Source organism: Pseudoalteromonas aurantia (assembly GCF_005886875.1).
Lineage (GTDB): Bacteria > Pseudomonadota > Gammaproteobacteria > Enterobacterales > Alteromonadaceae > Pseudoalteromonas > Pseudoalteromonas aurantia_A.
The window spans coordinates 1-20,190 of record NZ_PNBY01000035.1 but is presented as its reverse complement, the minus strand read 5'-3'; the positions used below and the strand labels follow the sequence as shown (position 1 = coordinate 20,190).

Genomic DNA, 20,190 nt, shown 5'->3' with positions numbered 1-20,190 from the left:
CATATATGTCTTGTTAAATTTTATAATTAAAGCAGAACAATCGGTGAAACTAGACCAAATTGACCATAAAAAAGCCCCGTAAAAACGAGGCTATATATGTATCTGCTATTATCTCTTAAGGGGTTTGCACAATTTAAGACTTGACCCCTTATGATTTAAATACCCCTCACCTCGCTTTACATATTTATTATTTTTTTTATTTCTACTAATGAGTTAGGAATGCTATTAGGATTCAACCTAATATTTTCCTTAATTACCTTTTTTAAAGTTAATCCGTATTTATCCTCAATGAAGGGATCCGCCCCATTGCGTAAAAGAATCAAAGCTGCATCATATTGAAATATTGAAGCAGCGTAAATCAATGGTGATGCTCCAGTATCATCAACCACATTAAGATTAGGGTTATATTTTAGCAAAGCTTTTAGATGCTCTATTTTTTGAGATCCTAACACTTCAAATATCAAAGCTCTATTACGGCCATTATGTATAATGTTTGAATCGCCACCTTTTTCCAAAAGTATATTGAGAATTTCTGGCGTATTTAAACCTATAGACAAACTTAGAGCAGAGCCTCCACTGCTTAATTTTAAATTAGGATTTGCGCCATAACTCAAGAGTAATTTCACTATTTTTGGTTGGCTATTCTTAACAGCACTAGCTAGCGGGGTAAGACCATTATCTAGTTCAATATCTATATCAACTTGAGACTCTAGAGCGGTCTTTACAGCTTGAATATTACTGTCGAAATAATAACCTTCAGTATTCATATTATCTGAACAACCTACTAAAAAAATAACTACAAGTATTTTTAAGTGTATGAATTTCTTCATGGATAAGTCCTATCTAATGCTCTGTGTACGCTCGACATTAAGTGCCTTTGAGTTCTCGTAGATACGTTTGGGTAATCATACTTAAAGTTATTCGGCTTTAACTCTACTCGGTTTCCAATAGCGCTAGGTAGCCCCGCCCTTGTATCCTGGTAATATGAAAGCACTTCACCTTTCACATAATAAGCATTCACATTAAGAAAATGCTGTTGATTGATATTATAATTAGAAATTGTTTTATCATGTATACCTGCTGCATTAAATGTGTTTGATTTTAAACCAAAAGCACTAGCAGAAACACTTGCTAAGCCACCACCGAGAGAATGGCCTGTAGTAGATACATTACTTGAGCCTAGCCGCATAGTAATACGTCTAGTATTGTTCACTGCAAAATCATATTGGACTGAGTTTTCACCTTCACTTTGTAAATAATTAGTCTTCCAATCACCTGTTACGTTTGTTATTGATGTGCCTGCAAAAGCATAAATATACATCTCTCTTTCATAGTCAAAATAAAGAGCGGAGTTGAAACCAGAGTCTTCGTCCTGATATGTCAAATCATCCAAACCTTTTTCTTTTAACTTCTGATTAGATAATCTCTCAATACCATTCTCTGCTTTTGATAGCTTACTTTTACTTTCATATACATCACCTGCTATGAGAGCATCTCTTTTTGCTGTTGCAGCCATTGAACCTATATCTACTGTTGCACCACCTAAAGATACTTTAGCATTTGAAAAGCTTTGACTCTCAGCACCATTACTAAAATTAACTGTAATCGAGCCGTCTGCGTAAACTTCAATATTTTCTATGTCAGCAACGTCAAAATCAACCGTCTCTTCTTCGATACTATATCCAGTTGGATCTGTCCCCGCCAACGGGTTATTCATTATATAACTATACGGGTTTATTGACTGCGAATCACCTGGACTTTGAATTACCGGATCAACACTCATAAACCTGCCTAGGTTATAATCGTACACCCGCCCGTTCATATGAATAAGCTGTTGCCCATCTAAATGCTCATGGTCGGTGAAACCGCGCATCGTGGTCGCCGTGTCCATATCCCCTAACATGGCTGGTAGTTTTTGTTCGCCACTGGCCTCTTTTGGCTTACCAAATGGGTCGAAGTTACGCTCTGCCAACACGTTACCATTTTTATCGGTAAACAGTCGTGCACTGCCGAGGCGGTCTCGGTGGGTGTAACGAATGGTCGCACTCTCCCCTTCACCTTGGCTTACAACTGCCACATCACCAATATAGGCGCGCCATGTGGTTTTGCCATTTTTAACGTCTTCTTCATAACCGCCCGCATAGTACGTAAACGTGCTACTGCCTTTGGTTTGTTTGTAACGCATGTGGTCTGGGCCATACATAAACTCAGTGGTAACACCATGTTTAGTGAGGCTGATTGGCTTATCCATCGCGTTATAGGTAGCAGAACTCAGGCCATCGCCTTTTATCATATTACCGCGTTTATCGTAGCTAAAACCAACCCAAGTGCCGTTTTTATACACTTGCTTAACCGCATTGCTGCCGCCACCACTGAAGCCACTTAACCACGTATCGTACTTATACTCAGACGCATAGTCTGATTTTTTGGTTAAGTTACCCAGTGCATCATAAGTATAATGAATGGTCTCTATGCCGTTGACTGAGTTACTCTTTAAGCGATGTAAATCATCATACACATAGCTTTCACTAAAAGTATGTTGATTGCCAATACTGCCTGTACTCACTGTCATGGCGTTTAAGTTACCAAAACCATCGTAGCCGGTGTACTGAAGCGACATCACTTGGTCGTTACCGTCTTTGGTGGTCACGCTGGTCATTTGACCATTGGCGGCACTGTACAAGGTGGTTTGCGCTAACCCATTACCCAGAGCATGTTGGGTAATGTTGCCCAATATGTCTTGGCTTTCAACCGTTTGGTATACATAGTCGTTGGCCGCATTTTTTATCGACTCTTGGTAACCTAAACTGTTATAAGTGTACTCCAGCGTGAGGTCATTCGGATAACGTACTCCTTTTACTCGACCATAATTGCCATCGTAGAAGGTGGTATTGGTATAGCTTTTGCCATCGCCTGATACAGTGTGGGTGGTTGGACGACCATAGCCATCAAACACATAGCTATGTGATACGCCATTGCCTGATGAGCTGGTCATTTGACCGTAACCGTTACCTGCATCAAAGCCATAGTGTAAGTCACTTTCCCCGGTTGCCGTACGCTTGGTTACTCGCCCTAGCGTATCAGTCAAAAACGTAAGCGTTACATTATCAGGTCGACCTTCTGCTTGAAGTTCGCCAAAGCCATTATAGGCAAACGTACTTGCCCCTTGGTTCGGGTCGTTCACTGAAGTTTTATGACCTAACGCATTATACGTTGCTTTAATTTGGTTACCGTTGGCATCTTGAATAACCGCTGGTAAACCAAGACTGTTATAGCCATAGTAAGTCCAACCGTTTAATGCGTCTTTCGTGGCCACCAATTGCTTTAAGCTATTGTAGGTACGCGACATTTGACCAAGCGATAGACCAAGGCAGTTTTCAGTGACATCAATGGTGGTGTCTAAGCCTGAGTAACCGTAAGTCACTGTCATTAAACCAGTGCTGGTGCTAGTACATTGCTGAGCCACTGTTTTAGTCGTCGGACGACCCAGCACGTCAAAACCTGAATAGGTAGTCCCTACCGCTGTGCCATTTGCTTGATAAGGCATTGACTCAAAGGTTTTGCGCCCTAAACCATCATACGTCGTATCTTGATAAACCCATGTACCATCAAAACTCTGTGTGGCAACGCGCAAGGTACGACCCAGTTTATCTTGATATATTCGCGACTCTGGTGAACCCGCACTAAGCTGCTTTATCATCATAACCGCATTACTTGGAGAATGGCTGTCGCCTTCTACTGATTGCACTGACGTATAATGGATCGGCGCGCCATCAACTTTACTGCTATATGGGCGATTTACATTGTCGTACTGAATGGTACTCGTTAGCCACGCGCTGGCGCCCACTTGTTGCTTTGTTTGGGTTGGTTGGCCCGTACCAGGGTCAACGTGTGTGATAACTTGGTGTCCTTTGGCATTGGTGACGGTCAGTGGGAAGTATCCATCGGCCGCCGCTGTTTTACCCTCTTTTGAGTACGTCATCGTCACTGGGCGTGCTTGTGCAACCCATTGACCGGTACTATTGCGTATATTCGCCGTCTTGGTCACACTGGTTGGTAAGCCATAGATATTAAATACCGTGGTGGTGGTTCTGCCTTCTCCTGATGCTGCCTCCCCTTCAAAGCCTTCAACCTTTACGTTTGCCGGTTTGCGGTTAGTAGCATACTCTGTGAATGTGCTTTTAATGGTACTGGTTTTATCTAAGGTGTTATCCGTTAGTGGGTCGCTTGCATGACGGTTACTCACCGCCGCCTTGGTTACCGCCGTTGAATCTAACTTATTTGGCCACCATGTGCCGGTGTTTGCACAGCTGGCATCTGTTGCTACCGTTGAACTAGACGTGGTTTGATACGTCCCCCAACTATCTTGAATGATATTGCTTGAATTGGTGACATTACCGCACGCGTCAATATCGACCGCAGTATAGTCTGTGCGTGTGACCTCAGTCTTATCATTAATATCTCGCTGTATTTTGGTTTTAGAGCCTAAATACACTTGAGTCACATCGGTGACGCTATGGTTAGGATTAATAAGCCATTCGTATTCGTTGAAAGTAATGGCCGTGCTCTCAGTAAGCTCACCCGCAAGTTTACCCGCCGTGCGCGAACCAAAATCAGCCGCTAAAAAGCTAGCTTGGCGTACCAGTTTACCGCTACGAGGGAACACCTGTGCAAAATCTGATTGTGATACTACACCTAAGCTGCGATCTTGCTCTATTATACGCTCAAAGCCCATAAAGCCACGGCCCTGGGTGTTTTGTACTGCCCCTCGATAGGCGTAGTCTTTATACCGCTTAGCACCAACACCATCGTCTTGGCTAAACGTGGTAACCACATACATGCTTGAGGCAAAGTTCTGATACCCTTGTGTATAATCAGTGCCTTTCTCATACAGGTTTTTGGCACCCGCTATTGGTGTATCAAGGCCCGTTGACAACGGACGGTATGCCCAACCACTTTGATGGCCAACCCCATTGGTGACCGAGGTTAGCATGTCTGATGGCGCATAATCACTGCCAGTATTACCTGAGCCTGAGCCATAGTTACGATTTAAATTAACACCGAAACTATCTTCAAAACCAGCAAAAGGCGTACCCGTAGCACTTCCTTCATAGCTTACGCCATCCCTAATAGGTTGATGGTTATACATGAAGCTAGATAGCCCATTACCAAACGCATCAACAAACTGAGAATCATAAGCTGGGCCGTATAAATCGGTTGGTTTTTTCTCTACTTTTAATGTCCCGTTTGCGTCAAAGCTAAAGTGTAAAGCATCAAATTGATAAATACTCTTATCGACTCTTTGGCTGTCGATGGAGGTAAGTTTATCGCTATCTGTTCTCGCTTTGTAATGCCCGTATAACTGCTCACCACATTTGTTGCCATAAACCCCATCATCAAACAATCTCATGCAACTGCTATAAACTCGCTCACCAGGCATCAATAACTCTGGCACACCATCATTATTTAAATCATGTATTTTAAATCCACCTTGGTATTTATTTACCCATCTGGTTTCATTATGAAAACCACCATTTCCATCCGGCTCAGAATGTCCTGGAATATAAATCGTGCGCCCTGCAAATAAATGCTCATCGCTATGTATCGTGGCCTCATCCGAAAAAGTGCCATCGCCCTTATTAAATTTCACCGTCAAATTGCTACTTTTTTGTACCAACCAATCTTGCAGGCCATCGCCATTAATATCAAAATAATGATAACTGTCTGGGTTTTCCAGCTCATTACTCAACCTAAAGTTCAGCGCATTCACTGAGAAGGTGCCATTACCATTATTAGAGTAAATATTAATGGGTCTGGGCTGTACATAAGGCACCCTTAAGCGAACACCAAAATCGGTTTCAATCAAATCTATAGAGCCATCGCCAGTTAAATCCCCCATGACTTCTATACCCTTTCTTAAGGTATAACTGCCGCCGCCAAGAGATTCTGTTAAATAGGTATATATTAATTTCCCTGCGCTGTATGGTGCAGTAAAGTCTCCACTATGCAAATATAACTTTAACGTTGGGTTAATGTTTAAATCGCCTGCCTCATATACTAATAAATCAATAAAACTATCGCCATCAAAGTCGGCCGCAGTTTTAATATGAGAATGGTCCAAGCCAACCCCTCTGCGCTGTTCTTTTGGCATATACACTGGCGTAGTAATACTTTTACCATCAGTATAAGTTAGCTCTAAATAACGATTTGAAGTAATTGAGAAATCGTCGGTTTTACCATCACCATTAAAATCAGCATCAATACAGCTTAAGCCTGTAGTATAAATATTCACAAAACATGGAGAGAGTTCATTCGGGTTTTGTCCTTCATTACCTCCTTCTGCATTGATAAAATAACCAGGCCAATCTCTAGCACCATCACCGTTTTTATCCCCTCGTGGCAGTACTCCATTTAAACTATATGGGTCTGGAAATAGCTGCAAGCCATCGACACTAAATGGCTCTATTGCATAGGTGTTTTTCTTGTTCGCCCAAGAAAATGTCGTTGTAGGCAAACAGGTGCCACTGAGGCTAAAACACTGTGTTACCGAATTAAGTAAATCCCTGCCTGAATTAAGGCTCGATACATAACCCAACGCATATCTATGTACTAATGTATTGTTCGTATACACTTTGACAGAGCTTAATCTTTTAGTTTGCTCATAATACCCACCAGCAATATAGCCAGAGCGCGGGACACTGCGCCCTGTATACTCAAACTTAATGGCTTGTTGACCTTTGTCTGTTGCACTACTACCCGTATATGCAATATTTGTCAGCAGCGTCTCACCCGCGCCATAATCTGTGTAGTCATAATGAATATAGTTTTTCTCAGTGGCATCATGTTGATGACTTATCAACCATGTGTAAGCTGCGCTATTATTACTGTGAATTACCCGAGACGTGTCATCATGCCCGTATTTGGCGACCGTTCCATTAGGGTATTCAACCGTAAACGACGTTGAAGCTGAGTTGAACCCGCCAGATTGCGTAACACGAACAAAGCTCTCAATCTCTGTTCTATACACCGTGCCCTCTTGCCCATATACACCATCGACACTGATTAGACGTTGCCCGTCTAAACACAGCTTGTCGTTGTCATTGTATTGTGGGTTTTGGGTAAAACCGTCTTGGGCATACGTCGCTGCACATCGGCTAATTTGTGAACCGGCTGATAAAGAAAAACCCATTCCGGCAATACCATTACCTGAACGTGAAGAGTAATTCAACGATATTTTAGGCTGTACACCATTTCGACCCGGTGCAATTTGAATAGGCAAACTATAGCTGGCAGCTCCGCCATTAACGCCCGCATTGCCAGCTAGTGTGCCAACGTTAGCGGCGGTTGGCGCTGTGATTGCTGTGAGTGTGGCGTCAGTTAACGTATTGCTACTCGTTTGTGCATAACCTGTAGGTGAGGCATCAACAGCATAAATCGTAGCATATGACCCATCACTAAACCTGACTGTAATACGGTACACTTCACCTTCAGCTGGTGTGATATTATAACTTGTATCACTGCTATTTAGCGTTGCAATCACCCCCCAGTTAAGTGCAGATAAGTCATCACAAATGCCATTACATATTGCACTTTCAATTTCAAAGCTGGCAACATTATCTAACTTGTCCCAAGAAAACTTATTCCCACTTTGTTTAAATAAAAATTCTTTATTAATTACTTCAACAGTCACTTCTGACGCTTCAAGTTCACTACATACCGACGAAGACCCTGAATTCATCACCACTGGAATGAAAATATCATTCATAGTGATAGGAACGACTTTTTTAAGGTCTTCAGCCACGCCACATGCTTGGGCGTAAAAACGATAAGTACCTGCTGTATTGAATGAATAGGTATATTCACCAGCTTTATTTTGTGGTTGGCTCGCTAATTTATCCGGCTCGGTACTACTTGGGGTTTTAACAAATAAAGTGGTGTCAAATGGCGTTTTTGGTGGTGTGGCAAATGACCATTTAACGCGCTCTTTTGCATTCAAAAAAGTACGTGCGGGGGCTTCAATTACGGGAATAGGTATATCCGACTGTATGACTTTTAATACAACATACCCTTGCGCGCTACAATGCTGCGCGTCATTGCACGATTGTACACGAATTTTGTAATCACCTGGCTTGGTTAATCTAAACTCATAGCTATGGGCTGCTTTCTGACCTATTTGGCGAATTGGCCCTTCTGGCAAACAATGATTATTAGGATCGCCTTCAAGGGTACATGCTACTTTATATACTGCACTTTCATAAATTGTGCCCGCTGGCTGAGTCCATGTTAACGTTACCTTCTCTGAAGTACGTACCTGTGACTTACTTAACTTAGGTAATACAGGATGAGGCGCCACATAAACAATAATATTTTGTGTCTCACTTTGCTCACTGCACTTTTTAGCACCAGTACTACCTGTTATACACGAGGCTAAACTTAAAAGATGTACACCTTCTGCTCCCACAGGAACATCAACATACCCTTGCGACACTGACACATTTTTGTTAAATGTTAGCTCCTCACCTTTGCCATAAAACACTTGAAAGCTGGTCGCCCCCGCCACATTTTCTGGTAGGTAAACACGCATTATGCCGTTTTCTGGATAATAAAAATCCCCCTTTACATTACCCTCGGGTTTCACAGGAACCATCGGTAATACATCTACCGACATGGTGGTGACAGCACTGCAGTACGCATCGGTTTCATTACACACCTGTAATTTAACCGAGTGAACTCCGACTTCTTTGAATTCAAGATTTACTTTAAAAGGTTTTGGCATATCACCACGATAAGCCACTTTTTCACTACAAACCTGCGCACCTGAAGGTGAAAAACACGTCACTTTAAAATAGGCTTTATCCCAAAGCGTACCGGCAGGAATTGTCAGCTCTAATGCCGAGTTGGGCCCGACAGAGACTTTCTCTGTACTGAATTTACCGGTAACAGGTTCTGGTGTTGTATAAACATCAATACCACGTTTCATACTCGGGGCGCTACAAACAGGATTTGCCACCCCAACACACGATGCAAGCTGGAGGGTATACTTACCAAGCTTGTTTGCTTTTATCGTATAGGTACTTTGCGTAACCGGTACTTGTGCTATTTTGATTGGGCTGCTGTTTCTCTGATAATAATAAATTGCAAAACTCTCAGCCCCAGCTATCTCCTGTGGAATAGCAACTTTTATCTCACTATTAAGCGGATAATTAACGACCCACCCAATATTGTATCCTGGGTCTCCAGGTACTGCAGGCAGCAGGTTCGCCTGTAAAATATTCGAAGTACTGCAGTAAGCCGTAGTTTTATTACATGCCTTTACACTGATTGAATAAGCACCATGCTGGTTAAACGTTAACGACTGTGAAAAATCAGCGGGCATATCACCTCTGTAGTTAATTGTATTATTACAGAAATCAACCCCGGCCGGATTCAAGCAATGCACTTTAAAGTAAGACTTTTCCCAAATCATATCTGAAGGCGCTCGCCACTTTAATGTAGTTGCTTGACTCAAATCAGGCGTGTTATTTGACAGTTCAACCGTGACCGCAGTCGGTTTATGGTTAAATAATGATATTTTCTGAGATACGCTTGGGGCACTACATTGACGATGACCTGATGGCGCGGTAACACAGGCACGCATATTTAGCTGATGTTCACCTATCGTGTCAATTTGTATCGCCCCCATACCAGATGCAGGAAGATACTTAACAATACTGCCATTAACTGACGCAGCAAAGCTATCTGCACCGTCTATTCCTGACGCTAAGATTAATGGAATATCGGTATTTATTGGATAATAAAAATCATGGCTTAAATTGAATTTTGGGTGCCCATGCACTTGAGGTAACACATGTACAGTACCTGTACCACCACTACTGCAATGACTATCCGATTCATTACACGATAATACTTGAATGTCATATCCTGCAACATGACTGACTGTAAACGAATGGGAAAATGAGGTTTGGTTAGAGCTGCCCTGATATGGGATCGTTTGATTACACACATCCCCATGAGCACGTGTTCTGCAGTGCACTTTAAAATAAGCACCAGACCAAATTGTGCCTGCTGGTAACCCCCAAGAAATAGTCACACTGTCGTTTTTATTAGCAATCGATTTATTTATTGAAGGTGAGACCGAATGTGGCGCACTAAAAATAACCACCCGTCTTGGTACACTTTCACTACAACCAGAGCGGTTACATGCAACAATTCGAATGTAGTTATAGCCAACCCCCACAGCAGGGATCGTTGTCCAGCCTGTGCCTACATTTCTTGACTGCGCTCTGCCTGATGTACTGGTGTCGTTATAAATCGTATACGATGTCGCACCACTAATAGAAGGTACATGTACGCGGATACTGCCCCCCTGCGGATGATATAAATCCCAGGCGACATCTGGTTCACTGGGGGTACTTGGCGGCGGTGGCGGAATATCTACAACTACTTGCCTTGTTGGCCCAAAACCAGAACACACATTATCTTCATTACACACATTAATTCGATAGGTATAGGTACCATTTGATAATGACTGATTCAGGCTCATGCTGGCACCCGATTGTACCTGCCCAAAACCACCGCCATTAGCGGCGCGCTCAACAATATAGTTATTAATACCATGCCCCCATGGCTTGGACCAAGTTAACTGAAACCGGCCTGTTGATGAGGAACTGGGTCCATTGGCGACTGTCTGGTTTGGTTTCCAATGAGGACGAATAATATTGACCTCATAGTTACTCCAACCACTACATCCTGCACTATTACATGCACGTACCTTTGCGACATAAGTACCTGGCTCGGTGAAGGTTTCTGAATAACCTGTGCTACTATATGTTACCGTACTAACTGAGGCGCTACCCGTTCTGTCAGGTTTCCAGCTTTTTTCAACTTTATATGAGCTAACACTCCCACCAGGGTTATTCCAAGAATAACTATACGTACCTCGATACTCATGATAAGCAGGCCCTGAAATTGTCGGTGCAGAAGGTACTTGTGCAGCAAGTACTTTTTGCCCAAACAGCATAAAAACACCCAATATTAACAACAACACTCGAAGCATTAACATTTCCTTTTAATAAATTTAGATTTGAAGTCCATTGTTTGACAAAAATCATACAAGCACTCTCGTGCCTTAGCGTTAAACCGCAGAAACATACATAACTCTCTTATAAAAAGCTGATCCTAGAGCGTAACTTTTTAAGGGCGCGATATTACTTTATCGGGACTAAGAAGTAAAACTAACACAATTTATAAACATAAGATTTACTAAGATTGCATGAGCATTTGTTTTTTGTAAAAAATACAAAGTGTAGGTTAAACAATAAGAAAGCGTGTCATTACTCATTGGGAATGTTTATGGTGAGGTTTTTATATTAAAAAATTAATTTTTGAACTTTTTTTTAAAGGGGTAGTCATACTTAATGAATGCAGCAGTTTGGCATTGTTTCATCCCTGATTAATATTTAGCGTAGCCCATTGAGCTACGCTTTTTTTTGCCCTACGCTTTAGCAAAATAGTCATCTAAGAAGGTTCTAAACTCAAAATTATCAGTGGCTCTTACTTGTTCTTCTTTACGCAAAGAGTCAGCTGCCTGACAATGCAGTATCTCCTCACTGTATACTTTATAAGAACTTTGCGCTGCAGCTTGTTTATATGCTTGCGCCATTTCTAACGCAATTTCGCCTCCATCTTGCTGTGCTTCTAACATTTGTGACATCAAACGGCCAGAAAGTGTTTGGCTACTGTCAGCGATGCAAGTACGCATGTCTTTGACTGTATGACTATAGTGCTCTTCACTATAAGCACGGTCCATATACGCAGCAACAGCTTTCAAATCATCAAAAATTTGGGTGGCCCATTTAACTATATTGACCTCTCCCGTGTCTTGCTTCAACTTAAGCTCTGGATCTCTCCCTTGATTTACAACCCGCTTTAAGTTGATTTGCGTTGAACGCTGTTGTTCAAAGTCTAATTCTGGTGATGATTTCAACAAGCAATATGTCAAAAAAACATCTAAGAAGCGAATTTGCTCTAGACTGATCCCCGTATCTGAAAATGGGTTCACATCAAGCGCCCTGATCTCAATATACTCAATCCCCCCTTTCGCTAATGCTTGAGAAGGCGTTTCACCGCTTTGACTAGTTCGCTTTGGCCTAATTGGCGAATAAAACTCATTTTCGATTTGAAGAATATTTTTATTTAACTGCTTAGGGTTTGCTTCTTGATAGTCAGCTAAGTCACCATATAAGTCAGAGTGGCAATGAATTGCAGCTCTTAATCCAGCAATGTACTCATCAAGGTTGTTATAAGTTACTTTTAACGACGACTGCGCGCTATTGGTATAACCCAGATCGCCTAGTCGTAAAGCTGTGCCATGCTTTAAATATAAAGTACCCTTACCAATACGTTTAAATGGTAACTCGCTTTCTTTGCCTTGCAAAAAAGAGCTGCATAATGAAGGTGAGGCACCAAATAAATAACTGATCAACCACATTTCTCGTTTAAAATTTCGGATCAAACCAAGGTATTGCTCAGAAATAAAATCTTGCTCTGTTTGCTTATCAGCAGTTAACTCTTTTAAACTTTTCCACAGAGTTTCTGGAAATGAAATATTAAAGTGCACACCTGCAATCGCTTGCATCATGCTACCGTAACGGTTCTTTAAACCTTCACGGTAAAGCGTTTTCATTCGACCAACATTAGAACTGCCAAACTGTGCCAATGCAATATCATCTTGATTTGAAATAAAGCAAGGCATGCTCATTGGCCACAACAGCTCATCGCCCATTTGTTCTAACGTGAACTTTTGTAAATCGCGAAGTTGAGCTAATGTCTCTTCTGCGTTTTCACTTACTGGGGTAATAAACTCAAGCAGTGATTCAGAAAAGTCTGTTGTAATACTATTATGTGTCAAAGGGTGTCCCGCACTTGATGGGTGAGGCGTCTGGGCAATTTGACCACCTTTTTTTATACGCAGTGCTTCTCGCTCAATACCACGCATAATTCCCTTAATTGCTTGTTGATGCTTAGGCTGAGATAAAGCATCTAATCGTGTTTTCAGTTCTGTAGTTGTCAAAAAAGTATCCTCAAGCCATTCAGGGCAATGTCATCTCAATGGGGTCATTTGTGCAATTACTCAAGCAGTAATTATTATTTTCCCACAATAGTTATGATTTTACATAGGCTGATGTGGATCAAAGACCTTATTTAAAATAAATAACATATGAAGATGCACATCAGTTTTCCGGCTCTTTATACGCTATGCAACCATTTTAGATCTTCTCTAACGGTATAAACCTCAACCGCGTAAGCACTATACCTTAATTCGTTCGCTTTTAAACATTCAAGTATTCTAATGGATCAGCATCTGCACAATCATATGGTTGATCCACTACCACCTTACTCTAAAATGAGGGTATTAATAATAAAAATATTCATATCTCAACGCTTAAAGACCTAGATGTTCTTTTCAGGAGATACTGAATATGATTTGCACAAACCCTTTAGCTCAATGAACCACGTCAACTGTCTGACTTAAAGCTTTACTTAACGCCGGTATGCGTGTGCGCGTTATTGTCCGCAATAAAGAAAAAAGCCGTATTTGGGCTGCGCAAGGAGCTGAAGTAGCCGTCGCAGAGTTAACTGACACTTCTTCGCTTTCCAAAGCATTAATTGGAGCAGATGGAGCTTATATAATAAGCCCCCCACAATACAATTTAGATAACCTTTTTTGAACTAGCCAACTGTATGGCACACTCTATTGCCGAAGCTGCCACAAAAGCTCAACTACCTAAATTAGTCGTCTTATCCTCAATCGGTGCAGAACAATCAAGTGGTACTGGTTGGATAGCAATGAACCGATTACTGGAACAATATTTAAATCAAACCGGTTTATCTATTGCTTACCTACGAGCTGCTTATTTTATGGAGAATTGGATCCCTCTTGCACAAGTTGCTGCAAACCAAGGGAAGTTGTCTAGCTTTCTAGCCCCGCTTACCCAAAAATTTCCCATGATAGCCACTGAAGATGTAGGGCATATTGCTGCAGAAATCTTATGTGAAAATTGGGATGGCACAAGGATCATTGGATTATCGGGTCCTGCTAGATATTCCCCAAATGATGTTGCAATGACTTTAGCAAAAGCGTTAGAGAAAACCATAACCCCCATCGAAATACCTGAATCAGATTGGATACAATCAATTTCTGAGTACGGTTTTTCAACCGCCGCCATTATAGGCTTTATTGAAATGACTCAAGGCCTTAACTCTGGACATATTTCTTTTAAAAACTCAAATACTGAGCACCGACAGGGCATAATTCCTCTTGAAAAAATTATGAACTTTATGAATATTTCTAAAATTGCGAGCTAAAGCAACAGGTAACTTTACGCCTGCCAGCACAGGCAAAAAAGTATGAAGCCGTTTTTTTGCCTGTGGCTATAAAAGGAGTTGGGTGACTAAACCTCGGGTTTAGAACCATAAAAATGATAGGAGAGATGAACTCTCTCTTCCTCAACGCTTATACCACGTTAAAGATACGACTCTCAATACATAACATAATCTCGTAAAAAACGACTCGCCTTTAGCAGTGAGAATAAGCCAAAGTCGCTCAGTAACCACATCAATTCAACAAATAGAATTATACTGATTTTAAAGTGCAGAACCCGACCAGTTTTACATAAACAAAAACAGGACTTGCTCTGCCTTCACCGCGATTACTTTAAGGAGAAATTCTCCTAGCTCTTCCCCTCAAACAGCTTTAATGAACAAAACGCTGTCTACTTCAGAAAAACAATATCCCCATCTTGCACATCAACCACAATATCATCGCCAGTCAAAAACTCAGCCGACAATAATCGCTGAGCTAAAGGGTTTTCAATATACTGCTGGATAGCCCTTTTTAGGGGACGAGCGCCAAATACAGGATCAAAGCCACTTTGCGCAATTTTTTCCAACGCGTCGTCAGTTAAGCCAAATTGAAAACCTTTCTCACTAAGTCTTGCTGCCAATTTGTTTAACTGGATAGAGGCTATTTCTTTTATGTGATCGGTTACCAATGGATGAAATACGACTGTTTCGTCGATCCGGTTGATAAATTCGGGCCTAAACTGAGTGGTCAAGACTCCCATAACACGGCCTTTTAACTCAGCGTAATCATTGTTACTTGCTTGTTCTTGGATGATATCCGACCCAAGATTTGAAGTCATAATAATCACTGTATTTTTAAAGTCTACCGTACGCCCTTGCCCATCGGTCAATCGACCATCGTCAAGCACTTGCAGTAATATATTAAACACATCAGGATGGGCTTTTTCTACTTCATCAAGGAGTACCACTGAATAAGGCCTTCGCCTTACGGCCTCGGTTAAATATCCCCCCTCTTCATAGCCCACATATCCGGGAGGGGCACCCACTAAACGTGCGACTGAATGCTTTTCCATAAACTCCGACATATCGATACGCACCATGGCATCTTCGGTATCAAACATGAAGTGAGCCAAAGCTTTTGTCAGCTCTGTTTTACCCACTCCAGTAGGCCCTAAAAATAAAAATGAACCAATGGGTCGATTCGGATCAGCAAGTCCTGCTCTTGAGCGTCGTATCGCATTGGATACTGCATGAACGGCTTCATCTTGGCCAATCACTTTATTATGCAATTCATCTTCCATAGCAAGGAGCTTTTCACGTTCTCCTTGTAGCATTTTTGCTACCGGGATCCCCGTCCAACGAGACAAAATTTCTGCAATCTCATCTTCTCCCACTTGGTTTTTCAGTAGGTTCATGTCTTGCATTTCTGCTTGTGACGCCAAATCAAGTTTGCGCTCTAGTTCAGGTATTCTGCCATATTGCAATTCTGACATACGCTGTAAGTCACTAGCACGTCTTGCTACTTCAAGGTCAAGGCGGCTTTGCTCTAACTCGGCTTTAATCACTTGTGTGCCTTGCAAAGAGGCCTTTTCAGCATTCCATACTTCATCTAACTCGCGGTACTCACCTTCAAGCTCATTGATCAAGGCCTGCATTTCTGCACGCCGCTTTTGACTGGCTTCATCTTTTTCTTTGGCAAGCGCGTTGTCTTCAAGTTTAAGCTGAATAATTCTGCGCTCTAACTTATCTAACTGCTCAGGCTTCGAGTCGATTTGTAGTCGAATTGAACTCCCCGCCTCATCAATTAAATCAATGGCTTTATCTGGTAATTGCCTGTCAGAGATATATCTATGCGATAAGTTTGCCGCGGCAACAATGGCGGGGTCTGTAATATCTACCGAGTGGTGCAATTCATATCGCTCTTTTAACCCTCGTAAGATTGCAATGGTATCTTCAACACTGGGCTCACTGACAAATACCTTTTGAAAACGTCGTTCTAATGCGGCATCTTTTTCTATGTACTGACGATATTCATCCAATGTTGTCGCACCAACACAATGTAGTTCACCACGTGCTAATGCAGGTTTGAGCATGTTTCCCGCATCCATCGCGCCATCCGTTTTGCCTGCGCCAACCATGGTATGGATCTCATCAATAAATAAGATCACTTGACCTTCTTCTTTAGAGAGCTCATTTAACACCGACTTTAAACGCTCTTCAAACTCGCCTCGGTATTTAGCCCCCGCGACCAGTGCGCCTAAGTCCAGTGACAGTACCCGCTTTCCTTTTAACCCCTCAGGCACCTCGCCATTAATGATACGTTGCGCAAGCCCTTCTACAATGGCTGTTTTACCGACCCCAGGTTCCCCAATCAATACTGGATTATTCTTCGTTCGACGTTGTAATACTTGGATAGTCCGACGAATTTCGTCATCTCGACCAATCACTGGATCTAACTTACCCTGCTCTGCTCGCTCGGTTAAATCTACCGTGTACTTCTCAAGTGCTTGGCGAGTTTCTTCTGCATTTGGATTGTCAACTTTTTGGCCGCCGCGAATTGCTTTAATTGCGGCTTCAATTTTTGGCTGGGTTATATGAAGCGTTTTAAATATCTGCCCTAAATCGCCTTTGTCTTCACATGCAGAAAACACAAACAGCTCACTGGAGATATACTTATCTTTACGTTTTTGCGCATACTTATCACATAAGTTAATCAACCCAATCAAATTATGAGACAATTGCACGTCGCCACCAATTCCCTCGACTTTGAATACCTTCTCGATCGCTTGCGAGAGTTTAGTATTTAGCTCATCCGCACTGATCCCAGCCTGTGCCAAAAGCGCACGCACACTCGAACCTGTTTGCTGTAGTAGTGCATACATTAAATGTACAGGTTCAATAAATTGATGATCTCGGCCCAATGCCAAAGACTGCGCATCTGAAAGCGCAGCTTGAAATTTACTGGTGAATCGGTCCAAACGCATAAGGTATATACCTATTTATAACTATAACTTGTTATTAAATGGGTATGATTTGTGAAATGTTCAAGTCAAAAAGCTGAAACTCTTCGGATTAATTACGCCAGATCACACTGGCCATACGACCTGTTCGGCCGTCACGTCGATAAGAGAAAAAATGATGAGAGTCAGTGACTGTACATAGTTTATCAGTAAACACCTTAGTCACGCCCAACTCGGCTAACTGACGAGTCGCAATAGCGAATATATCGGCCAAATATTTACCCGTATTTTGTTCAACAAAGTCGCTACAATGTGCACTATCTAAATCACAAAATTGCGCAACAACTTCAGGGCCAATCTCAAATGCGGTAGGGCCAATAGCTGGGCCTAACCAAGCAAAAACATCATCTGGATCACACTTAAACTTCGCCAATGTATTCGCTAAAATACCTGTAGCCAAAGGTCGCCAGCCACCATGTACTGCTGCAACTTCCCCACCACATTTGCTTGATAATAATATAGGTAAGCAATCAGCGGTCATAATGGCAAGCGGCTGCAAACGCGCTTTAGTATACAAAGCATCGGCTTTCGGCCATGGCGTAACGGGCTTTTTTTCATTTACGACAAATACACAGTTACCGTGTATTTGTTCAAGCCAAATGGCTTTAGTAGGTAGATAAGCGCTAAGCACTTGATGATTTTTCACAACGCTATCGTGAGCGTCACCCACATGATACCCTAAGTTAAAACTGAGGAATGGCCCAGTCGATGCACCACCACATCGTGTGGTTGATAATGCACCAACTTTATCTTGAATAGGCCAATGAGGAAGGATCACAGCAAAAACTATAACGCTAAATCAGGATTTTCTTTTGTATCAGCGCGTAACGCTTCGGTGACTATTTGCATGTCATCAGGAATAGGCGCTTCCCATGTCATAATTTCACCTGTAATTGGGTGGGCAATACTCAGTTTAATTGCATGTAATGCTTGACGTTTGAAGTCTCGCAACTGTGCAAACAATTCAGGCGTTGCATTACGTGGTGGGCGAGGTCGGCCACCGTAAAGTTGATCACCGATTAATGGGTGATTTAAGTGCGCCATGTGCACACGAATTTGGTGAGTACGACCCGTTTCTAGTCGCAAGCGTAAACGTGTATGTGCCCTAAACTTTTCGGCAACACGATAGTGCGTAATTGCTGGCTTACCCATTTCATGAATAGCCATATGCGTTCGTTTGGTTGCATGGCGACCAATTGGCTTTTCAACCATGCCACCCGCTGTCATTGTACCATTACACAAGGCTTCATATTCACGGGTAAAGTTTTCGCGCGCTTGTAAATTCTTAACTAAGTGAGTTTGTGCTTGAATCGTCTTGGCGACAACCATCAACCCCGTAGTATCTTTATCTAAACGATGAACGATACCAGCACGTGGCACATTAATAATATCCGGGTGGTGATGCAACAACGCATTTAATACTGTGCCATCAGGATTACCGGCACCGGGATGTACCACTAAGCCCATTGATTTATTAATCACTAAAATGTCATCATCTTCATAAACAATATTTAATGGAATGTCTTGGGCTTCATATTCACGAGGTGCTTCGATCAGTGTTTCAATCGCAACCACTTCACCACCGAGTAGCTTTTCCCTCGGCGTATTAAAAATTTCACCATCAACGGTGATTTTATCATCTAAAATCCACGTTTTTATTCGTGAACGTGAAAAATCGGGGAACAATTGCGCCAAAATCTGGTCTAGACGTTTACCACCTAGCTCAGTAGGAACTTCAGCTTGAAGAGAAATTTGCTCTGACATCTGTAACTTTACCTAAATTACCAGTGCAAGCTTTGCTCGACTGGGTTAGAATCGCATAATTGCATAGTTTACTCGGTTTTGCTCACTTGGCCTAGCCGAAGACACCAAAGGTAGTAAAATAAAATGATAATGAACTTAGGGAAGCGCGCCTTTGCTATCGTAGTAAGCGCCTCATTTTTAGGATTAGCAGCGTGTTCATCTGCACCAGAACAAGAAAATATCGAACGCGTACCAAACAAATCAGCACAAGCGCTTTATGACGATGCTAAACAGACTTTAGATTCAGGCCTTTATGCCAGAGCCATTGAACTTTTAAGTGCTATTAACTCTCGCTACCCATTTGGCCCATATTCACGTCAAGTACAAATGGATTTAGTTTTTGCACATTATCAAACAGGCAATACCGAACAAGCCTTAGCAACCATAGACCGCTTTATTCGCCTAAATCCAAATCACAAAAACCTCGATTATATGTATTACATGAGAGGCCTAGTAAATATCAAAGCCGATAAAAATGCATTCCAAGAATACTTTGGTGTTGACCGTGCTGACCGTGACGCCAGCCGCACAAGAGTTGCTTTTCAAGATTTATCAACGTTAGTGAAAAGCTATCCCTCTAGCCCCTATATCCCTGAAGCCAAAAAGCGTTTAGGTTGGTTATTAAACCGCATGGCACGTTATGAAATTAAAGTGGCGCAATACTACTTCGAACGTGAGGCATTTTTGGCTGCTGCAAACCGTGGGAAATACGTGGTAGAGCATTACTCACAAAGCAGTTACCTAAATGATGCATTACTCATAATGGAACAGAGCTACAAAAAGCTAGGCCTAAATGATTTAAGCGAAAACGCAAAACAAACCCGCGCTTTGAATAAACGCTAAATCTAAACACGCGATATAAAAATGCCGCGTTATACCGCGGCTTTTTTGTGAGCTATTAAAAGTACTTAAATAACCTCAGGTTTGGATAAGGGCTTTAAAATAGAAAGTGTTTTGAAAACAAACATACGTACAACCCAATCATGATACTTTGCTCAATATC

General features: G+C 42.0%; 8 protein-coding genes and 1 pseudogene. 3 read left to right on the top strand and 6 right to left on the bottom strand.

Annotated elements, in window-relative coordinates:
• Positions 1–176: 176 nt before the first annotated feature.
• The 3 genes from CWC18_RS08260 to gshA all read right to left on the bottom strand — a co-directional run bounded on the left by CWC18_RS08260 (position 177) and on the right by gshA (position 13,072).
• On the bottom strand, positions 177–830 hold the full coding sequence (locus tag CWC18_RS08260; RefSeq protein WP_138675054.1) for an ankyrin repeat domain-containing protein: 654 nt from the start codon (positions 828–830) through the stop codon (positions 177–179).
• Positions 827–11,056: a SpvB/TcaC N-terminal domain-containing protein gene (locus CWC18_RS08255; protein ID WP_171041058.1), complete on the bottom strand. Its 10,230-nt coding sequence runs from the start codon at positions 11,054–11,056 to the stop codon at positions 827–829. The genes CWC18_RS08260 and CWC18_RS08255 overlap by 4 nt, the downstream gene beginning before the upstream one ends.
• 438 nt (positions 11,057–11,494) lie before the next feature.
• Positions 11,495–13,072, bottom strand: a complete 1,578-nt coding sequence (gene gshA / locus CWC18_RS08250; protein WP_138589641.1) for a glutamate--cysteine ligase — start codon at positions 13,070–13,072, stop codon at positions 11,495–11,497.
• A gap of 472 nt (positions 13,073–13,544) precedes the next feature.
• Between gshA and CWC18_RS21720 the strand changes: the two are divergent.
• Positions 13,545–13,730, top strand: a pseudogene (locus CWC18_RS21720) (NmrA family NAD(P)-binding protein); the annotation flags it as partial.
• Positions 13,731–13,743: 13 nt separating this feature from the next.
• The gene (locus tag CWC18_RS08240; protein WP_138589639.1) at positions 13,744–14,367 is read left to right on the top strand and encodes an NmrA family NAD(P)-binding protein; all 624 of its coding nucleotides are present in this window, start codon (positions 13,744–13,746) and stop codon (positions 14,365–14,367) included.
• Positions 14,368–14,774: 407 nt separating this feature from the next.
• Here the strand turns inward: CWC18_RS08240 and clpB are convergent, their stop codons facing one another.
• The 3 genes from clpB to rluD form a co-directional block, all read right to left on the bottom strand.
• A complete protein-coding gene (clpB, locus tag CWC18_RS08235; protein ID WP_138675052.1) occupies positions 14,775–17,348 on the bottom strand; it encodes an ATP-dependent chaperone ClpB in 2,574 nt (857 codons plus the stop codon).
• Between the two features lie 88 nt (positions 17,349–17,436).
• On the bottom strand, positions 17,437–18,162 hold the full coding sequence (gene pgeF / locus CWC18_RS08230; protein WP_138675051.1) for a peptidoglycan editing factor PgeF: 726 nt from the start codon (positions 18,160–18,162) through the stop codon (positions 17,437–17,439).
• Between the two features lie 8 nt (positions 18,163–18,170).
• Positions 18,171–19,148, bottom strand: coding sequence for a 23S rRNA pseudouridine(1911/1915/1917) synthase RluD (gene rluD / locus CWC18_RS08225; RefSeq protein ID WP_138675050.1), 978 nt, complete (start codon positions 19,146–19,148; stop codon positions 18,171–18,173).
• A 123-nt stretch (positions 19,149–19,271) separates the two neighbouring features.
• Here rluD and CWC18_RS08220 point away from each other — a divergent pair, with 123 nt between their 5' ends.
• Complete coding sequence (locus CWC18_RS08220) at positions 19,272–20,030, top strand: outer membrane protein assembly factor BamD (protein WP_119862385.1); 759 nt, start codon at positions 19,272–19,274, stop codon at positions 20,028–20,030.
• The last annotated feature ends 160 nt before the right edge of the window (positions 20,031–20,190 follow it).